Consider the following 18,726-nt stretch of genomic DNA (forward strand, 5'->3'; position numbering starts at 1 on the left):
GTCACTCCGTCAGCGTCTCGCAGACGTTCGTCAGCACCTCGATGGCGGCGTCGTACTCCGCGAGGTCGAGGTGCTCGTTCGGCGCGTGGTCGAGGTCCGAGTTGCCGGGGCCGTAGGTGGCCATCGGGCAGTCCCACGCGCCCGCGTAGATGTTCATGTCGCTGGTGCCGGTCTTCCGCAGGAGGCGGGGGTCGCCGTCGGCCTGCCGGATGGCGACGCGGAACGCCCGCGCCACCTCCGTCCGCGGGTTCGTCATGACGGGCGGGATGGGCCGGTTCCAGTGGACGCTCCCCTCCGTCAGTTCGCCCTCGGCGACCTCCCGCACGTCGTCGATGCCGAACCGGGGCGGGACGCGGAACTGCACGTCCACCTCCGCCTCGACGGCCAGTCCGTCCTCCGTGGGGCCGCCGTGGAACGTCACGGGTTTCGTCGTCACGGTGTCGAAGACGCCCTCCTCCTCGTCGGCGTCGAAGAAGTCGGCCACGCGCGACCACCAGTCGACGGCCGACTGGATGGCGTTGTTCTCCGGGCGCGAGGAGTGCCCGAGTTCGCTCGTCCCGACGTACGTCCCCGAGAGGATGCCGCGGTAGCCGAGGGTAATTCCGTCCCACCCCGAGGGCTCGCCGTTGATGACGGCGTCGGGGGCGTCCCTGTCCTCTATGAGGTGCCACGCCCCTTTCGAGGTGGTCTCCTCCTCGACGACGCCGACGAAGGAGACGCCCGTCTCGACGGCGGCGACGGCCATCGACGCGAGGGGGCCGGTGGCGTCGACGCTGCCGCGCCCCCAGAGCACGTCGTCCTCTATCTTCACCGGCACGTTGCCGGGGACGGTGTCGATGTGCGAGGTGAGAAGCACCGAGTCGTCGGCGGGCGCGCGGACGTTGCCCACCTCGTCTATCCACACCTCGCGGTCGTGCGCCTCGAAGAACGCTCTCAGCCGCTCGGCCGCCGCCGACTCGTTCCCGGAGACGGCGGGCGTTGCGACGAGGTCCGCCAGCAGCGTCTGCGCCTCGTCCAACCCGTCCGTGAGACCCGCCTGCACGTCGAACTGCATCGGTTCGTCGCCGGAGCCGTCGGGCCCGTCGACAATCGCGCCCGACCCGTCCGTCGCGGGCGCCGACCGCTCGGCGTCCGCGTCGGTGCCGTTCGCGTTCGTCCGAGCGGCGCGCTCCTCTTCGTTCCGCTCTTCGTCGGTCAGTTGCGCGCTCATCGCAGCACCTCCGTGAACGCGTCGACGAACTCGTCGGCGTGGTCCTCCGTGACGATAAGCGGCGGCAGCAGGCGCACCACCGACCGCCCGGCGGGCAGCGCCAGCACCCCCTCGCTGATGGCGAGGTTCTTCAGGATGCGGTTCGCGCCGCGTTTCACCTGCACTCCGAGCATGAGACCCTGTCCGCGCACCTCGCGCACGGGCAGGTCGTGCTCCTCCGTCGCCGTCTCGATTTCGGATTTGAGATACTCGCCGACGGCGGCGGCGTGGCCGGGGATGTCCTCGTCGACGACGGTCTCCAAGGTGGCGTTGGCCGCCGCGCAGACGACGGGGCCGCCGCTGAACGTCGACCCGTGGTTGCCGGGGTCCTCGGCGATCCAGTCGGCGACGAGCGTCGCGCCCATCGGGAGGCCGTTTGCGATGCCCTTCGCGGAGGTGAGGATGTCGGGTTCGACGCCGGCCGCCTCGCAGGCCCACAGCAACCCCGTCCGGCCGAGACCGGTCTGAATCTCGTCGAAGACCAGCGCCGCGCCGGCCTCCTCGGTCGCCTCGCGCGCCGTCTCCAGATACTCCGTCGCGGCGGGGTGGATGCCGCCCTCGCCCTGCACGGGTTCGAGGAAGACGGCGGCCGTCTCCTCGTCCACGGCCTCGGCCAACTCTTCGCCGTCCCCGTAGCTGACGAACTCCACGTCGCCGGCGAGCGGTTCGAACGGCTCTTTGTACTTGTCCTTCCACGTCATCGCCAGCGCGCCCATCGTCCGGCCGTGGAAGCCGCGCTTCGTTGCGATTATCTTCGAGCGACCGGTCGCCGAGCGGGCGAACTTCATCGCCGCCTCGTTGGCCTCCGTCCCGGAGTTGCAGAGCCAGACGTTCGAGACGTCGCCGGGGGCGAGGGTACCCAGTTTCTCGTACAGTTCCGTTCGGACGTCGACGGGGTAGGAGGCCTGCACGTACGTCAACTTCTCCGCCTGCGTCTGCACCGCCTCGGTGACCGCGGGGTGGTCGTGTCCGAGGGTGGCGACGGCGTAGGAGGCGCCGAAGTCCAGATACTCGGTGCCGTCCTCGCCGTACAGGTACGCGCCCTCGCCGGACTCGATTCCGATGGGTTTCTCCGAGAAGACGAAGCCGCTCATGCGTCCACCTCCTCCGCGACGGCGGCGGCGTCGACGTGCGTGCCGCCCCCGCGAAGCGCCTCCACGACGGGGTCGTTCACGTTCGCGTCCGCGACGATGACCTTCGACGCGCCGCCGGTCAGCGCCTCCTTCGCCGCCATGACCTTCTTCGTCATGAAGCCTTCAGCCGCCGATTCGAGCGCCTCGAACTCCGCGGGCGTCCGAACCGACCCGATGAGCGTCGCCTCGTCGTCGGGGTCCTCGTAGACGCCCGTCACGTCCGTGAGGACGACGAGTTCGGCGCCGAGGGCGCCCGCGACGGCCGCCGCCGCGCGGTCCGCGTCGGCGTTGACCGCCGCGCCGTCGTCCGCAAGCATGGGGACGGTGACCACGGGTACGTAGTCGTCGCCGAGCAGCGTCTCCAACAGCGAGGCGTTCACGCCGGTTATCTTCCCGGAGTGGTCGCCGCGCTTGATCTTCTTTTTCCCGTCTTCGACGACCCGCACGGCCGACTTCCGGGGACCGGTGAGTAGGGCACCGTCGACGCCGGAGAGGCCGAGGGCGTTTACGCCCGCCCCCTGCAGCGTCGTCACGAGGTCGGTGTTGAGTTTGCCGGGCATCACCATCGAGAACACCTCCATGGTGCGCTCGTCGGTGAACCGGCCGACGACGCCCGAGGGCGTCTCGACGTAGGTGGGTTCCTCGCCGAGTTCTTCGAGGGTGTCGTCCACCGCCGTCGACCCGCCGTGGACGACGACCACGTCGCGGCCGTTGGCGACGAGGTGCGCGACGTCCTGCACGGCGCCGGCCGGGTCCACCGCTCGCGCGCCGCCGACTTTGACGACCACCGGCGGTTCGTCCGCCGGAACGGTGCCGCCGTCGGCGCGGAGCGTCTCGTTGTCGGCCAGTTCGTCGTGCATCGCGCGCAGTTCGTCGCGTGTGTAGTGGGTCATCGGTTGGGTCGAAACGGTCGTGTGGGATTCGGTGTGTGGGTGCTGCGTGGTCGGTCGCGGTCCGGGGTTCGGCGGCGGGTCGCTCAGGGCGACCCGACCGGGTGCAGGCCGGCGAACTCCAGACCGGCCGTCTCCTCGACTCCGAGGGCGACGTTCGCGGCGTGGACCGCCTGCCCGGCGGAGCCTTTCATCATGTTGTCGATGGCCGAGAAGACGACCACCCGGCGGTTCGAGGGGTCGAGTTCGAAACCGACCTCCGCCATGTTGGTCCCGGCCACGGACTTCGGTTCGGGGTAGCGGTAGACGCCGCCGCCGCCCGCGACGGTGCGGACGAACGGTTCGTCGGCGTAGCTCCCCCGATACGCCTTCCAGAGGTCGCCCTTCGAGACGGGCGACTCGGGAAAGACGTGACAGGTCGCGCTGGCGCCGCGGACCATGTCCACGGCGTGGACGGTGAAAGAGACGGAGACGCCGAGGAACTGCTCTATCTCGGCCTCGTGACGGTGGCCGATGGGTGCGTACGGGCGGACGATGCCCGAACGTTCGGGGTGGCTGGAGGCGTCGCCGCCGCCGGCGCCACCCTCCGAGGAGCCGACTTTCACGTCGACGACCACCTGCTCGTCTCCCTCCAAGATGCCGGCGTCGAACATCGGCTTGAGGCCGAGAATCGTCGCCGTCGCGTTACAGCCACCGGAGGCGATGAGGTCGGCGCCGGGGAGGTTCTCGCGGTTTATCTCGGGGAGGGCGTACTCCGCCTTCTCCAGGTATTCGGGGCAGACGTGCCCGTCGTACCACTCGTCGTACTGCTCCTCCGTATCGAGTCTGAAATCGGCCGAGAGGTCGACCACCGTGTCGGCAGCCTCCTGAAACTCGTCTATCTGCTCCATCGAGACGCCGTGCGGCGTCGCGGCGAACAGCGCGTCCACGGATTCGAGGTCCTCGGGGGAGGTGAACCGCAGGTCCATCTCGCGCAGGTTCGGATGGACGTGACCGACGGTCTTGCGCTCCTTCGAGCGACTCGTCGCCTGCACCACGTCGAACTCGGGGTGCTGGTAGAGGAGGCGGAGCAGTTCCCCGCCGGTGAAGCCGCTGCCGCCGACGACGCTTGCGGTGTACTCGGCCTCGGTCGTATCCGTCGCGTGCTCCCCGCTCATGCGGTCGCCTCTGCGAAGCCGGCTTCGTCCTGTACCTTCGCTTCCAACCAGTCGACGACGAGGGCGGGCACGTCCACGTCAACGGCGTCGTTCAGCGCCTTGAACTCGACGGTGTGGTTGACCTCGTGGACCGTGTAGTCGTCGCCCGTTTCCATGAGGTCCACGCCCAGCAGGCCGCCGCCGACGGCGTCGGAGGCCTTCTCGACCAGTTCCAGCGCGCGGTCGTCGAGTTCGAACGCCTCGACCTCGCCGCCCTTCGCGGCGTTCGTGAGCCAGTGGTCCGACGAGCGCGTCATCGCCGCGACGGGTTCGCCGTCGACGGCGAGCACGCGGATGTCGCGGCCGGGTTTCTCGACGAACTCCTGCACGTAGAACACCTTGTGCTCGTAATTGCCGAGCGTGGATTTGTGTTCGAGGATGGCTTCTGCGGCCGACTCGGAGTCTATCTTCGCCATCAGCCGGCCCCACGACCCGACGACGGGCTTCAGCACGCAGGGGTAGCCGAACCGCTCGATGGTCTCCATCGCGCTGTCGGTGGTGAACGACACCTCCGTGTTCGGCGTGGGGACGCCCGCCTGCTGCAGGGCGAGGCTGTTTTTCACCTTGTCGGCGCAGACGTCCGCCGTCTCCGCCGAGTTCACGACGGGGATGTCGTAGCTCTCGAGGAACTGCGTGACGTACAGACTGCGGCTCGTCGCCAGACAGCGGTCGAGGGCGACGTCCACCTCGTCGAGTACCGCCGGCGGTTCCGCGATGCTGAACTGCTCTTTCCGGACGTCTATCTTCGTCACCTCGTGCCCGCGCTCGCGAAGCTCCGAGAGGAGGAGCTTCTCGTCCCTGCGTATCCGGGAGTAGAGCAGTCCAACGTTCATCTTACTCGCCCCAGTCCTCTTCGAGTTCGGGCGCCTCCTCCAGTGTCACGGGGTCGACGGAGACGACTTCCAGTTCCGCGCCGGTCGCGGGGCTGTCCACGATTTCGCCGACTTCGACGTCGGCGGGGATCTCTATCTCTTCGCCCGTCACCGGGTCTTCCGCGGTAATGGTGTCTGCCATTGTACTCCTCGCTCGGCTGTGAGGAGACTTAAACCCATCGAACTTATTGGAGAATTGAAACGAACGGAGAGGAATCTATCGGGGGTCAGAAGGTCGAACGGGCCGAGCGTGCGAAATCGATGTCTGATTTCATATGTTAGTTGTCCCCGGACGGGGACGGTCGTCGCGGCGGTCGCGGAACCGGTCGAAGCGGCTTCGCGTCGGTGCGGCGCGTGGCGGTCTGCGCGTTCGAGTCAGTCACGGGTCATCACCTCTACGTCCGCCGCGAGTCGCTCGGACGCGGCGTCGAGCGCCTCCCGACGCTCGGCGAGCGCCGACCGGTGGGTGTCGAGGTCCGCCGACGCCTCCTCGAGTTGGGCCGCGACGGCCGCGGGGGCGGGTCCGCCGGCGGAGTCGCGGCTCTCGACGGAGGCGACCGGGTCGAGCGCTTGCTCCACGTCACTACGGCTCACGTATTCGAAGAGGGACGCATCTAATACGTCCTCCGCGGATGCGTCAAGTGTTGCGAGGTCCGGCGTTCCGTCCGCCCGTTCGGCGGCGGCGGCGACGACTTCGTGGGCCGTGCGGAACGGCAGGCCGGCCATCGCGAGGGCGTCCGCAACGCCCGTCGCCGTCGAGAATCCCTCGCCTGCGGCGGTTTCGAGCGTCTCAGCGGGCCACTCGGCCGACGACACCGCACCGGCGGCGACGGCCGTCGCCTCGGAGACGATATCGACCGTCTCCCAGGCGTGCGGCGTCGCGCGCTGGAGGTCGCGGTTGTACGCGCGCGGGAGGCCCTTCAGCGTCGTCAGGAGGCCCGAGAGACCCGATGCCGCGTCGCCCGCGACGGCGCGGACGAGTTCGAGCGTGTCGGGGTTGACCTTCTGCGGCATGATCGAAGAGGTCGAGGAGTAGTCGTCGGACAGTTCCACGAACCCCTTGTTCGAGAAGAGCACGAGGTCCTCCGCGAGACCGGACAGCGCCGTCGCGTGCGTCGCCAGCGCCGACGCGGATTCCAGCAGGAAGTCGCGCGCCGAGGAGGCGTCCATCGAGTTCCGCAGGACGCCGTCGAACCCGAGCAGGTCGGCCGTGCGCTCTCTATCTATATCGAACGGCGTCCCGGCGAACGCGGCGGCGCCGAGCGGCGACCGGTTCGTCCGGTCGTAAGCGTCCAAGAGGCGCGCGGTGTCGCGGGCGAACGCCGCCTCGTAGGAGAGGAGGTAGTGCGCGACGGTCGTCGGCTGTGCGGGCTGTAAGTGCGTGTAGCCCGGCATCACCGTCTCCACCTCCTCCTCGGCGGCCTCGACCAGCGATTTGCGGAGGGCGAGGGTGGCCTCGATTGCTTCGAAGAGATCCTCGCGCAGGCGGTAGCGGATGCAGGTCGCCACCTCGTCGTTGCGGCTGCGGGCGGTGTGCATCTTCCCGCCGTCGGGGCCGATTCGCTCGATGACGGCCGTCTCGATGGCTTCGTGGACGTCCTCGCCGTCGGGGAGGGCGGCGTGGCCCTCCGTTTCCACTTCGTCGAGGGCGGCGAGAATCTCGCCGGCCGTCGCCTCTTCGACGATACCCCGTTCGGCGAGCATCACGACGTGCGCGCGGTCCACCGCGAGGTCCGCGGCGAAGATGCGCTCGTCGGCCGCGAGGCTCGACATGAACCCGCGGGCGGGGCCGCCGCTGAAGCGGTCCCGGCGGACGACGCCCTCGCCCTCGTTCTCGCCGCCGTCGTGATTCTCGCTCATCCGTCTACTCGTCCTCGTCCTCGCTCGCGTCCGCGTCCGACCCGCCGTCGCTGGCGAGTTCGGGTTTGTCCTTCGAGGCGTTCTCTATCGCGGCGTTGGCGAGACGCGACTGGAAGCCGTGGTACTTCGCGACGCCGGTGGCGTCCTCCTGCGTGATTCCGCCGACCGTCTTCGTGTTGAACGAGGCGGCCTCCTCGGAGTAGACGGCGAACTCGGACTCGCGGGCCACGGGGCGGGCGCGGCCGCCGTCGAACTTGATGGTGACGGTGCCCGTCACGCGCGTCTGCGTCTCCGCGATGAAGCCTTCGAGCGCCTTCACGAACGGCGCGTCGATGAGACCCTGGTAGCCCTTGTTGGCCCACTGCTGGTCTATCTGCGCTTTGAAGTCGCGCTCTTCTTTCGTCAAGACGAGCTGTTCGAGGCCCTCGTGGGCGGTCAGAAGCGTCGTCGCTGCCGGGTGCTCGTAGTTCTCGCGCACCTTCAGCCCGAGCATGCGGTCTTCCATCATGTCCGTGCGACCGACGCCGTACTGGCCGGCGAGGTCGTTCACGTGTTCGATGAGGTCGGCCGGGTCCATCTCCTCCCCGTCGACGGCGACGGGGTAGCCGTTCTCGAACTCGATTTCGACCGTTCCGGTCTCGCCCGTCGGCGCCTCGGTCCACTCGTAGATGTCCTCCGGCGGGATGTAGCTCGGGTCCTCCAGTTGGCCGCCCTCGATGGAACGACTCCAGAGGTTCGTATCGATGGACCAGACGCCGTCGTTGCCGGCCTGCACCGGCAGGTCGTGCTCGTCGGCGTACTGCTTTTCCCACTCGCGGGTGAGGCCCATCTCGCGGACGGGCGCGACGACCTCCAGGTCGGAGGAGCGCCAGATGGCCTCGAAACGGAGTTGGTCGTTACCCTTCCCGGTGCACCCGTGCGCGAGGGCGTCGCAGCCCTCTTCCTGTGCGACTTCGAGGATGGCCTGCGCGATGACCGGACGCGCCAGCGCCGTCCCGAGGGGGTAGCCCTGGTACGTCGCGTTCGCGCGAACGGAGTCGAAACAGAGGTCCGCGAACTCGTCTTTCGCGTCGACGACGTGGATGTCCAGTCCGTGCGCGTCCGCCGTCTGCTTTGCCTCCTCGAACTCCGATTCGGGCTGGCCGACGTCGACGGTGACGCCGACGACTTCGTCGTACCCGTACTCTTCCTGCAGCAGTGAGACGCAAACCGTCGTGTCCAGTCCGCCGCTGAACGCGAGTGCCACGCTTGTCATATACCTCACTGTGGCCGTTCGGGGTTGATAAATTACACGGTGTTAAGTTCCGAAATCAAGAGGTAGAGATGCCTATACGGGAGCTGAGCGCTTTCGAGTTTTCCAACAAGCGGTCGAGATGTAGTGTGTAGTAGGCCCTAAAGGGCCGGTCGTCGCGGTCGTCGGACGCCGACGGGGCGCGCCGGGAGAGAAACCGTCGTTGCGGGCGCCGAGACGCCCGGACGCGCGGCTCCCGACCCGCCGCGAACGGCGACCGCCGAGACCCGCGTCATTGCGATATCTCATCGAGTACGTCCTATTAAATTCTTTCGAGAATGCAAGGGTTGCCTCCCGAGCGGCGACCGACGCGGGTCGATTTATCCGCCCGTCGGCTCGCTCCGCTCCTCCCCGTCGCGGAAGACGCGCCGTTCGATGACCGAGGACTGACCCATCAGAACCGTTCCGAGCATGCTCATCAGGAGGACGTAGCCGACGGCGAACGCGGGGATAATCTCCCGCATGACGGGCGTCGACCCGCTCGCGGCGAGCGCCGCGATGACGAGCGAGAACTCCCCGCGCGGCACCATCCCGAGACCCGCCCGGAGCGACCGACGCTCCGAGAGGTCGTAGACGCGGCCCCCGAGATAGCCCGACAGCACCTTCGCCGGCGTCGTGAGGACGACGGCGAGGACGAGGGGGACGGCCGCCGCGGCCAACAGCGTCGGGTCGGTTCCGACGCCGATCCAGAAGAAGAACACGGCGCCGAACACGTCGCGGATGGGGCTGAGGCGGCGCTCTATCTTCTCGCGGTGTCCGCTCGTCGCGAAACCCATCCCGACGAAGAACGCCGCGACGGCCTCGCTCACGCCGAGCGCAAGCGCCGCGCCCGAGATGGGGACGACGACGGCCAGCGTCCGCAGCACGAACGCCTCCTGTCCGGCGCCGCCGAGGAGGCGAGCGAACAGCGACGTCCCGTACTGGACGGCCAAGAGGAGCAGTCCCAGGAAGCCGAACGCGACCGCCAGCGACTGGACGATGCTCCCCGTCCCGGCGTCGGCGCCGCCGAGCACCAGCGAGGTGACGACCGCGAGGTAGACGGCGATGAAGAGGTCCTCGAAGACGAGCGTCCCCAACAGCGGTTCGGCCTCCGGGTTGGCGATCCAGCCGAGGTCGATGAGCGACTTCGTGATGATTGCGCTGGAGGAGATGTAGACGATGCCGCCGAGGAGGAGCGACTCCACCAGCGACCACCCGAGGACGAGACCGATGGCGACACCTATCGGGAGGTTCACGACGAGGTCGACGACGCCGGCGCGCGTTATCTGCGTGCGCGACTCCAGTAGTCGGTCGAGGCTGAACTCCAGTCCGAGGAAAAACAGGAGGAGGACGATACCCACCTCCGCAAGCAGCGTCACTATCTCGCCGTTCGGGACGTACGGCAGTCCGAATCGCCCGGCGACGAACGGGCCGGAGAGGACGCCGCCGACGACGTACAGGGGGATGACGGACAGGCCGAGACGAAGCGCGATGGCACCGGTGACGGCGAGGACGACGAACAGATGGCCGAGTTCGAGGAGCGCCGCCGCCATCAGTCGCCGCGCACCATCGACGCCACGTCTCGGCACGCCTCGGACGGTCCGATGAGAATCAGCGTGTCGCCGGCTTCGAGGGTGGCGTCACCGCCGGGCGAGACGATCACTCGGTCGCCGCGTTCGATGGCGATGACGGACGCGCCGGTCGCCTGTCTGAGGTCCGAATCGGCGAGCGTCTTCCCCGCCACGGGGGAGTCCTCGCCGACCTCGACCCACTCCAACATCGTGTCGCCGCCGAGGAGCGTCTCTATCTTGTCAGTCTGGACGGGTTGGAAGTACGCCCCCTCCAACAGGGTCCCGACCTGTCTGGCGAGTTGGTCGGAGAGTTCGAATAGCTTCTCCGAGTCGCTGTCGGCGTCCGCCCGGCGGAACACCTCTCGCTTTCCGCTGTTGTGCGTCACGATGACGAGGCGGGCGCCGTCGCCCAGTTCGACCTCGTGCTTCTTTCCGACACCCGGAAGGTCGCTCTCGTAGACAGTCACGGGCGAACTTCGACGCCGGGCGACAAAAGCGCTCCCCGACGCGGCGGGTGCTCCTCCGCCCCCTCTTCTCCCCGCTCCCCTTCACACCGCCGAGATGCCGACGACCCACAGTACGGCGGCCATCGCCACGCACGCCGCGGGCGGGATGGAGGCGTTGTCGTCGATGACGTAGCCGCGGACGACCGGTTTCATCCCGTCGGCGACCGTCGCGCCCGCCGACCCCGCGACGGCGGCGACGAGACCGGCCGCGCCCGCGACGGGGTAGAGGACGGGGACGCTGACGGCCAGACAGACCAGGAACATCGCGGCCAGCGTCCCGAGTTGCTTGAACTCGTCCGCCTCGCGCGTCCGCCCGAGCAGTCCGCTCACCGGGTCGCCGACGGCGAGCATCAACATCCCCGGCACCGCCACGTACGGTTCGAAGACGAGGACGACGGCGGTCATGCTGTACATGTACAGCGCGTAGCCCGCGAGGTTCGTCTGCTCGTACGACCGGGTGAGTTCGTCGTATATCGCCCAGTCGAGGCCGGCGCGGAGGCGCAGGAATTCCAAGACGCTGACGGCGGCCGACAGCAGGAGCATCAGGAGGGTGAGTTGCCGCCACGAGATGACGTCGAAGAGGTAGGCGAGCGGGACGGTTGCGCCGCTGACGTGGACGAGGCGACGCTTGACCTCGCTCTTCGAGAGCGAGGAGAGGCGGGGGGGCACCGTCCCTCAGGCGTCCGCTAGCTCGTCGTACTCGTCGGCCAGTTCGTCGAACGTCCGGTCGCCGCGCCGCACGGCACCGAGTTCGTCGGCGAGGGCGCCGACGGGCGCGCGGACCTGCCGGCCGGAGTCGCGTTCGCGGATGGTGACGGTGGTCTCGCCGCCGCCCTCGAGTCCGTCGCGGTCGACGGTGACGCAGAACGGCGTGCCGACCTCGTCCTGCCGGCGGTAGCGGCGGCCGATGCTGCCGGAGTCGTCGTAGACGACGGAAAACCCGGCCGCGCGGAGGTCCGCGACGATGTCGTCCGCGAGGTCGACCAGTTCGTCGACGTTGCTCACGAGGGGGAACACGCCCACGTCGCGGGGGGCGACGCCCGGCGACAAGGAGAGATACATCCGCTCCTCGCCGTCGACCTCGTCCTCCTCGTACGCGTGCGCGAGGAGGGTGTACACCGTCCGGTCGACGCCGAAGGAGGGTTCGACGACGTGCGGCGTGATGTGTTCGCCGCTGATGGTCTGCTCCTCGACGGCGAAGTTCGCCACGTCCGTCGGGACGGCGAACTCCTCGCCGTCCGCCTCGACGGTCACGCTCTCGCCTTCGAACGCCTCGGGGTCGCGTTCGGCCAACGACTCCAGCGCCTCCTTCACGTCGCCGGCGGCGCCGCCGAACTCGGGACCGAGGACGGACATGTCGGGGTCGACGACGGCGCGTTCGACCGTCTCGGGTTCGTCGTACTGCCGAAAGACGGTGAAGTCGTCGTCGGCGTGTTCGCCGTGCTTCGAGAGGTCGTAGTCCGAGCGATACGAGAAGCCCGCAATCTCTATCCAGTCGCCGTCCACCTCGCTCTCGGCGTCCCAGCAGTCCGACGAGTAGTGGGCGCGTTCGCCCGCGAGATGCTGGCGGAACCGGAAGCGGTCCATGTCGACGCCGATTCGCTCGTACCACTCCTGTGCGATGCCGAGGAAGTAGCCTAACCACGCGTTGCCGATTACGCCCTCCTCGACGGCGTCGCCGACGGTCTTCTCGACGTAGTCGCCGTCCTCTCTCTCCTGTTCGGTCGCCGGGTAGAGCAGCAGTTCGACGTCCTCGACGGCCGAGAGGTCCGGTTCGTCTCGCTCGGGGTCGATGAACTGCTCCAACTCCGCCTGCGTGAACTCGCGCGTGCGGACGATACTCTTGCGCGGGGAGATTTCGTTGCGGTAGGCCCGACCCACCTGCGTCACGCCGAACGGGAGGCGGTTGCGCGCGTACTCCTTGATACGGGGGAACTCCACGAAGATGCCCTGCGCCGTCTCCGGGCGGAGGTAGCCGGGCGTGGAGGACCCGGGGCCGATGTTCGTCTCGAACATGAGGTTGAAGTTCGTCACCGACTGGCCGGCGAGGTCCGCGCCGCAGTTCGGACAGACGAGTTCGAGGCTGGCTATCTCCTCGGCCGCCTCTTCGAGCGAGAGCGTCTCGGCGTCCTCCATCTCCGAGTTGTCCTCGATGAGATGGTCCGCGCGGTGTGACTCGCCGCACTCGGCACACTCGACGAGCATGTCGTCGAAGCCGTCGAGGTGACCGGACGCCTCGAAGACGGGTTCGGGCATGATGGTCGGGGCGTCTATCTCCATGTTGCCCTCCTGGGTCGCGAAGCGGTCGCGCCAGGCGTCCTCGACGTTGGACTTCAGCGCGGCGCCCTGCGGGCCGTAGGTGTAGAACCCCGAGGCGCCGCCGTAGGCGTCGCTGGACCCGAAGTAGTAGCCGCGGCGCTTCGCCAGTTCAGTGAGGCGTTCGCCCTCGGTTCGGTCCTCAGCCATTACAGCGCCTCCAAGAGGTCCACGTCGCGGACGATGCCGACGAGTTGGTCGCCGCTGACGAGCGGTATCTGCTCGATGTCCTCGGTTATCATCGCCTGGGCCGCCTCGATTGCGGAGGTGCGCTTGGAGACGGTCACCATCTCGGTGCTCATGAACGACGAGACGGGTTCGGTCGGAATCTCGACGTTCCGGGTGGGGATGTAGCGACTGCCGACGGCCTTGATGCCCTCCCACATCCACTCGTTGTCCTGACTCGCCATCGACTCGCCCGTCTCCTCTTCGCCCTCGACGACGCGGGCGACGTCGATGATGTCGACTTCGGTGAGGATACCGGACATGGTGCCGTCGTCGTCGAGTGCGACGGCGTAGGGGACGTTCGCGTAGAATATCTCGCGCTCGGCGACGGTCAGCGGCGACCCCTCGTACGTCGTGTTCACGTCGCGGGAGGCGACGTCGGCGGCGTTGGCGTCGAGTTCGACTTCGCCGCGAGCGATGGAGCGAATCACGTCCGTGACAGTGATGATGCCCTCCAGTCTGCCGTCGACGACGGGGATGCGGCGAGAACCCTCCTCGACCATGAGGCGGGCAACCTCTTCGACGCTGGTGTCGGCCGTCGCCGTCGGCACCTCGTGCATCAGGACGGCGAGTTGGTCCTCGTCGGGGTGTTCGATGAGGTCCTCGCGGGTGACGAGGCCGCGAAACGCCTCTCCGTCGTCGGTCTGTTTGACGACCGGCACGGAGGAGAAGCCGCGCTCTTGGAGGTACTCCAGCACGTCGTCGCGGGTGCCGGGGAGTTCCACGGTCACCACGTCCTCTCGCGGCGTCATCGCGTCGGCTACGTTCATACCCCGTCGTACTTGCCGCCTCCTCTTGTAGTCTGCGAAGGTCTGCGGCGCGCTCCCGCGGCCGTCTGGCGGCCAGCGACGCCGCGACGGTTCCGGAGAGGTGGGAACGGGAACCGTCCCGACGGATGACCCGACGACGGTGCGCCGGCCGTCCGCCGATACAGGCGCTCACCGGCACGCCGTCCCGAAACTCGTCCGAATCGACGGCGAACGGTCGGATTCTGCGGGTCGTTCACCCCGTTCCGACGCGTTTATGTATGGTTGTTACACAGTATCATACATGACGCCGAATGCGACGGCTGCGTCCGACGCGTCGCGCGCCGAGGTGATGGCCTCGGTGGACTCCACCCCCTCCCGTTCGGAGTTCATTATCGCGGACGTCTCCTGCGACGACGCGTGGCTCTCGATGTGCGAGACCGAGGCGCCGTCGCTTCGAGACTGGGCCTGACGGCCCCTCCGAACCCGCGGGCGTGACGCGTCCGCGGTTCGACCCGTTCTTCCCCGACTCGCCGCCGAGCGACGCCCTCGCCGGTTTCCGGGTGCGGCCGCACGACCGGCCTTCGAGGGGGTCGGCTCCGAACACTGAACACTTTTGACGGTCCCACGCGAGGTTCGGGCTATGAACTATCGGGCAGTCGAGTCCAGTCGCGAGTTCCTCGTCTCGCTGGACCACGGGGCGGACTGGCGCGAGGAGATCGAGGAGTTCGCCGAACTGGAGGACGTCGAGTCGGCGTGGTTCAACGCCATGGGGGCGGTGCAGGACGCGGAGGTGTGGTTCTACGACCAGACCGAACAGGAGTACCGGTCGGTGACGTTCGACGAACCGCTCGAAGTCGCTGCCTGCGTCGGCAACGTCGCTCTCCTGGACGGCGACCCGTTCGCCCACACGCACGCCGTCCTCTCCCGCCGGAGCGGACAGTCGCTCGCGGGTCACCTCAACGCCGCCACCGTCTTCGCCGGCGAGGTGTACATCCGCGCGTTCGACGAACCCCTCGAACGCGAACACGACGACGTGACCGACCTCGATCTCTGGTTGTAAGCCGTGCACGAGGACGACGAACGGTACTTCGCGGGCATCGAGGACCGTCTCGACGAGGCGTTCGACCTCGCGCGCGCGGCGAAAGAGCAGGGGCGCGACCCGCAACCCGAAGTGGAGATTCCGGTCGCCAAGGACATGGCCGACCGCGTGGAGAACATCCTCGGCATCCCGGACGTCGCCGAACGCGTCCGCGAGTTGGAGGGGGAGATGTCCCGCGAGGAGGCCGCCCTCGAACTCGTCAACGACTTCGTTGAGGGCAGCGTCGGCGACTACGACTCCCGCGCGGGGAAGGTCGAGGGGGCGGTGCGGACCGCCGTCGCCCTTCTCACCGAGGGCGTCGTCGCCGCGCCGATAGAAGGAATCGACCGCGTGGAGATTCTGGAGAACGACGACGGCACCGAGTTCGTCAACGTCTACTACGCCGGCCCGATTCGCTCCGCGGGCGGGACGGCGCAGGCGCTCTCGGTGCTCGTCGCCGACTTCGCCCGGGCGCTCCTCGGCATCGACGAGTACAAGGCCAGAGAGGTCGAGACCGAACGCTACGCCGAGGAGGTCGCACTCTACGATAAGGAGACGGGCCTCCAGTACTCGCCGAAGGACAAGGAGACGAAGTTCATCGCCGAGCACATGCCCATCATGCTCGACGGCGAGGCGACGGGCGACGAGGAGGTGTCGGGCTTTCGCGACTTGGAGCGCGTCGACACCAACTCCGCCCGCGGCGGCATGTGTCTCGTCCTCGCGGAGGGTATCGCGCTCAAGGCGCCGAAGATACAGCGCTACACGCGCCAACTCGACGAGGTGGACTGGCCGTGGCTTCAGGACCTCATCGACGGCACCTACTACGACGACGGCGGCGACGAGACCGAGGACGAAGACGCCGCCGAGGCCGAATCCGAGGCGGAAGTCGAGGAAGACGGAGCGGACGCGGACGAGGCGGCCGACCCGGAATCACCGGAACCGACCGGCCCCGCGCGCGTCGAACCCGCGACGAAGTACCTGCGGGACCTCATCGCCGGCCGACCCGTCTTCGGCCATCCGAGCGAACCGGGCGGCTTTCGACTCAGATACGGTCGCTCCCGGAACCACGGCTTCGCCACGGCCGGCGTCCACCCGGCGACGATGCACCTCGTCGACGACTTCCTCGCGACGGGGACGCAGATAAAGACCGAGCGACCCGGGAAGGCCGGCGGCGTCATCCCGGTCGACTCCATCCAGGGGCCGACGGTCAGACTCGCCAACGGCGACGTGCGCCGCATCGACGACCCCGAAGAGGCGCTCGAAGTCCGAAACGGCGTCGAGGAGATTCTCGACCTCGGGGAGTACCTCGTCAACTTCGGCGAGTTCGTCGAGAACAACCACCCGCTCGCGCCGGCCTCGTACGTCTACGAGTGGTGGGTGCAGGAGTTCGAGTCCGCGGGCGGACCCGTCCAGGCCCTCGAAGACGACCCGGGCGTCGAACTCGACGACCCGGACCCCGAGGAGGCGTTCGCGTGGGCCACCGAGTACGACTGCCACCTCCACCCGACGTACACCTACCTCTGGCACGACATCTCGGTGACGGAGTTCGAGACGCTCGCCAACGCCGCCGCGTCGGGACGAATCGCCGACGTGGAGGCCGACGGCGGGATGGTCGTCCGCGCGGACTCCGACGCCGCCCCCGCGGACGGCGTCCTCGAACTGGACCGAACGGAGGAACTGACCGGGACGCTCGAACGCCTCCTCGTCGAACACACCCGGACCGAGGAGACACTCCGCGTGCCGGACTGGCGGCTTCTCGTCCGGTCGCTCGGTCTCTCCGCGTCGCTCGAGAAGGAGTGGACCGACCTCTCCCCCGAGGCGCGGGAGTGGGACGGCGGCGACAACGCCGTGAAGGCGGTCAACGACGTCGCCCCCTTCGACGTGCGCGAACGCGCGCCGACCCGCATCGGCAATCGGATGGGTCGCCCGGAGAAATCGGAGTCGCGCGACCTCTCGCCGGCGGTCCACACGCTGTTTCCCATCACGGAGATGGGAGGGAACCAGCGCGACGTGGGCGAGGCGGCCCGCGCCAGAAACGACCGCGGCCAGCGCGGGAACGTCGACGTCCTCGTCGGCGACCGAGTCTGCCCGGACTGCGGCGCGCACACCTACAAGAACCGCTGTCCCGACTGCGAGGTCCACACCGAACCCCACTTCGAGTGCGAGGACTGCGGTACGGTCCTCGAACCCGACGAATCCGGCCGCGTCTACTGTGAGCGCTGCGAACGCGAGGTAGAGAGCGTCGACTGGTTCTCCGTCGACCTGGCGACCGAACTCCGCTCGGCGCTGGAGTCCGTCGGCGAACGCGAGTCCTCCTACCCCATCCTGAAGGGCGTGAAGGGGCTCACCTCGGCGAACAAAACGCCCGAACCGCTCGAAAAAGGCATTCTTCGAGCTAAACACGGCGTCTCCTCGTTCAAGGACGGAACCGTCCGTTACGACATGACCGACCTGCCGGTCACGTCGGTCCGACCCGCCGAACTCGACGTCACCGTCGACCACTTCCTCGAACTCGGCTACGAGACGGACATCGACGGCGAACCCCTGCGCTTCGACGACCAACTGGTCGAACTGAAAGTGCAGGACATCGTGCTCTCGGACGGCGCCGCGGAACACATGCTCAAGACGGCGGACTTCGTCGACGACCTCTTACAGAAGTTCTACGGGTTGGAGCCGTTCTATCAGGTTGAGGAACGGGACGAACTCATCGGCGAACTCGTCTTCGGGATGGCTCCGCACACCTCCGCCGCCGTCGTGGGACGGGTGGTCGGCTTCACGTCTGCGGCCGTCGGCTACGCGCATCCGTACTTTCACGCGGCCAAACGGCGGAACTGTGACGGAGACGAGGACTGCGTCATGCTCCTCATGGACGGCCTCCTGAACTTCTCGAAGGAGTACCTCCCCGACAAACGGGGCGGACAGATGGACGCGCCCCTCGTGATGTCCTCGCGCATCGACCCTTCCGAAATCGACGACGAGGCGCACAACATGGATATCGTGCGTCGGTATCCCGAGTCGTTCTACGAGGCCACCTTGGAAATGGCCGACCCCGGCGAGGTGGAGGACCGCATCAAGATGGGCGAGGACACCCTCGGCACCGACGAGGAGTACCGCGGCTTCGAGCACACCCACGATACCACCGACATCGCCCTCGGTCCGGACCTCTCGGCGTACAAGACGCTCGGGTCGATGATGGAGAAGATGGACGCCCAGTTGGAACTCGCGCGGAAACTCCACGCCGTCGACGAGACGGACGTGGCCGAACGCGTCATCGAGTACCACTTCCTCCCGGACCTCATCGGCAACCTCCGCGCGTTCTCCAGACAGGAGACGCGCTGTCTCGACTGCGGGGAGAAATACCGGAGAATGCCGCTCACCGGCGACTGCCGGGAGTGCGGCGGACGGGTGAACCTCACCGTCCACCAGGGCTCCGTGAACAAGTACATGGACACCGCGATTCAGGTGGCCGAGGAGTTCGACTGCCGGCCGTACACGAAACAGCGGCTCGAAGTCCTCGAAAAGAGTCTGGAGAGCGTCTTCGAGAACGACAAGAACAAGGCCTCGAAGTTGGGCGACTTCATGTAAGCCCACCTTTTTGCAGATTTGGATGCACCGAAGGCGCACCCGCATCGTCATCAGAACGCGAAGCGTTCTGATTGGCTAACGAGACGCTTCGCGTCTCGTGAACGCAAAAAACTGGACCAAAAAGATTCCGCGAGGCTCGCGTTCGCTCGCCTCGCGGTACGACTTCTTCGTTCTCTCCGTACTACCCCGCACTGAACTCGTCGCCGACATTTATGCCCTCAGCCGT

The 18,726-nt window shown here is 67.7% G+C and carries 16 protein-coding genes; 3 read left to right on the top strand and 13 right to left on the bottom strand.

Annotated elements, in window-relative coordinates; genetic code table 11:
- Position 1: 1 nt before the first annotated feature.
- The 13 genes from NDI76_RS00830 to NDI76_RS00890 all read right to left on the bottom strand — a co-directional run bounded on the left by NDI76_RS00830 (position 2) and on the right by NDI76_RS00890 (position 13,858).
- The gene (locus NDI76_RS00830; protein WP_425498306.1) at positions 2 to 1,210 is read right to left on the bottom strand and encodes a [LysW]-lysine hydrolase; all 1,209 of its coding nucleotides are present in this window, start codon (positions 1,208 to 1,210) and stop codon (positions 2 to 4) included.
- Positions 1,207 to 2,343, bottom strand: coding sequence for an aspartate aminotransferase family protein (locus NDI76_RS00835; protein ID WP_310922072.1), 1,137 nt, complete (start codon positions 2,341 to 2,343; stop codon positions 1,207 to 1,209). Before NDI76_RS00835 ends, NDI76_RS00830 begins: the two co-directional genes overlap by 4 nt.
- Positions 2,340 to 3,275: an acetylglutamate/acetylaminoadipate kinase gene (locus NDI76_RS00840; protein WP_310922073.1), complete on the bottom strand. Its 936-nt coding sequence runs from the start codon at positions 3,273 to 3,275 to the stop codon at positions 2,340 to 2,342. Before NDI76_RS00840 ends, NDI76_RS00835 begins: the two co-directional genes overlap by 4 nt.
- Positions 3,276 to 3,358: 83 nt before the next feature.
- Positions 3,359 to 4,429: an N-acetyl-gamma-glutamyl-phosphate reductase gene (gene argC / locus NDI76_RS00845; protein WP_310922074.1), complete on the bottom strand. Its 1,071-nt coding sequence runs from the start codon at positions 4,427 to 4,429 to the stop codon at positions 3,359 to 3,361.
- A complete protein-coding gene (gene lysX / locus NDI76_RS00850) occupies positions 4,426 to 5,301 on the bottom strand; it encodes a lysine biosynthesis protein LysX (protein WP_310922075.1) in 876 nt (291 codons plus the stop codon). The genes argC and lysX overlap by 4 nt, the downstream gene beginning before the upstream one ends.
- A 1-nt stretch (position 5,302) precedes the next feature.
- On the bottom strand, positions 5,303 to 5,482 hold the full coding sequence (gene lysW, locus NDI76_RS00855) for a lysine biosynthesis protein LysW (protein ID WP_008386491.1): 180 nt from the start codon (positions 5,480 to 5,482) through the stop codon (positions 5,303 to 5,305).
- Positions 5,483 to 5,715: 233 nt separating this feature from the next.
- Positions 5,716 to 7,200 (bottom strand): argininosuccinate lyase, encoded by a 1,485-nt coding sequence (gene argH / locus NDI76_RS00860; RefSeq protein ID WP_310922077.1) that lies wholly within the window; start codon positions 7,198 to 7,200, stop codon positions 5,716 to 5,718.
- Between the two features lie 4 nt (positions 7,201 to 7,204).
- Positions 7,205 to 8,455, bottom strand: a complete 1,251-nt coding sequence (locus NDI76_RS00865; RefSeq protein ID WP_310922078.1) for an argininosuccinate synthase — start codon at positions 8,453 to 8,455, stop codon at positions 7,205 to 7,207.
- A gap of 356 nt (positions 8,456 to 8,811) precedes the next feature.
- The gene (locus tag NDI76_RS00870; RefSeq protein ID WP_310923842.1) at positions 8,812 to 10,023 is read right to left on the bottom strand and encodes a cation:proton antiporter; all 1,212 of its coding nucleotides are present in this window, start codon (positions 10,021 to 10,023) and stop codon (positions 8,812 to 8,814) included.
- Complete coding sequence (locus tag NDI76_RS00875; RefSeq protein ID WP_310922079.1) at positions 10,023 to 10,508, bottom strand: cation:proton antiporter regulatory subunit; 486 nt, start codon at positions 10,506 to 10,508, stop codon at positions 10,023 to 10,025. Before NDI76_RS00875 ends, NDI76_RS00870 begins: the two co-directional genes overlap by 1 nt.
- Before the next feature lie 81 nt (positions 10,509 to 10,589).
- On the bottom strand, positions 10,590 to 11,216 hold the full coding sequence (locus NDI76_RS00880) for a dolichol kinase (protein ID WP_310922080.1): 627 nt from the start codon (positions 11,214 to 11,216) through the stop codon (positions 10,590 to 10,592).
- A gap of 6 nt (positions 11,217 to 11,222) precedes the next feature.
- Positions 11,223 to 13,013, bottom strand: coding sequence for a glycine--tRNA ligase (glyS, locus tag NDI76_RS00885; protein ID WP_310922081.1), 1,791 nt, complete (start codon positions 13,011 to 13,013; stop codon positions 11,223 to 11,225).
- Positions 13,013 to 13,858, bottom strand: coding sequence for a CBS domain-containing protein (locus tag NDI76_RS00890; RefSeq protein WP_310922082.1), 846 nt, complete (start codon positions 13,856 to 13,858; stop codon positions 13,013 to 13,015). The genes glyS and NDI76_RS00890 overlap by 1 nt, the downstream gene beginning before the upstream one ends.
- A gap of 280 nt (positions 13,859 to 14,138) precedes the next feature.
- Between NDI76_RS00890 and NDI76_RS00895 the strand changes: the two genes are divergently transcribed.
- From NDI76_RS00895 to NDI76_RS00905, 3 genes are all read left to right on the top strand, one after another.
- Positions 14,139 to 14,306: a DUF7556 family protein gene (locus NDI76_RS00895; RefSeq protein ID WP_310922083.1), complete on the top strand. Its 168-nt coding sequence runs from the start codon at positions 14,139 to 14,141 to the stop codon at positions 14,304 to 14,306.
- A 171-nt stretch (positions 14,307 to 14,477) separates the two neighbouring features.
- Complete coding sequence (locus NDI76_RS00900; RefSeq protein WP_310922084.1) at positions 14,478 to 14,897, top strand: PPC domain-containing DNA-binding protein; 420 nt, start codon at positions 14,478 to 14,480, stop codon at positions 14,895 to 14,897.
- Positions 14,898 to 14,900: 3 nt separating this feature from the next.
- Positions 14,901 to 18,500 (top strand): DNA polymerase II large subunit, encoded by a 3,600-nt coding sequence (locus NDI76_RS00905; protein WP_310922085.1) that lies wholly within the window; start codon positions 14,901 to 14,903, stop codon positions 18,498 to 18,500.
- Positions 18,501 to 18,726: the final 226 nt, after the last annotated feature.

Origin of the sequence: Halogeometricum sp. S1BR25-6 (genome assembly GCF_031624495.1) — an archaeon.
Taxonomy (GTDB): Archaea; Halobacteriota; Halobacteria; order Halobacteriales; family Haloferacaceae; genus Halogeometricum; species Halogeometricum salsisoli.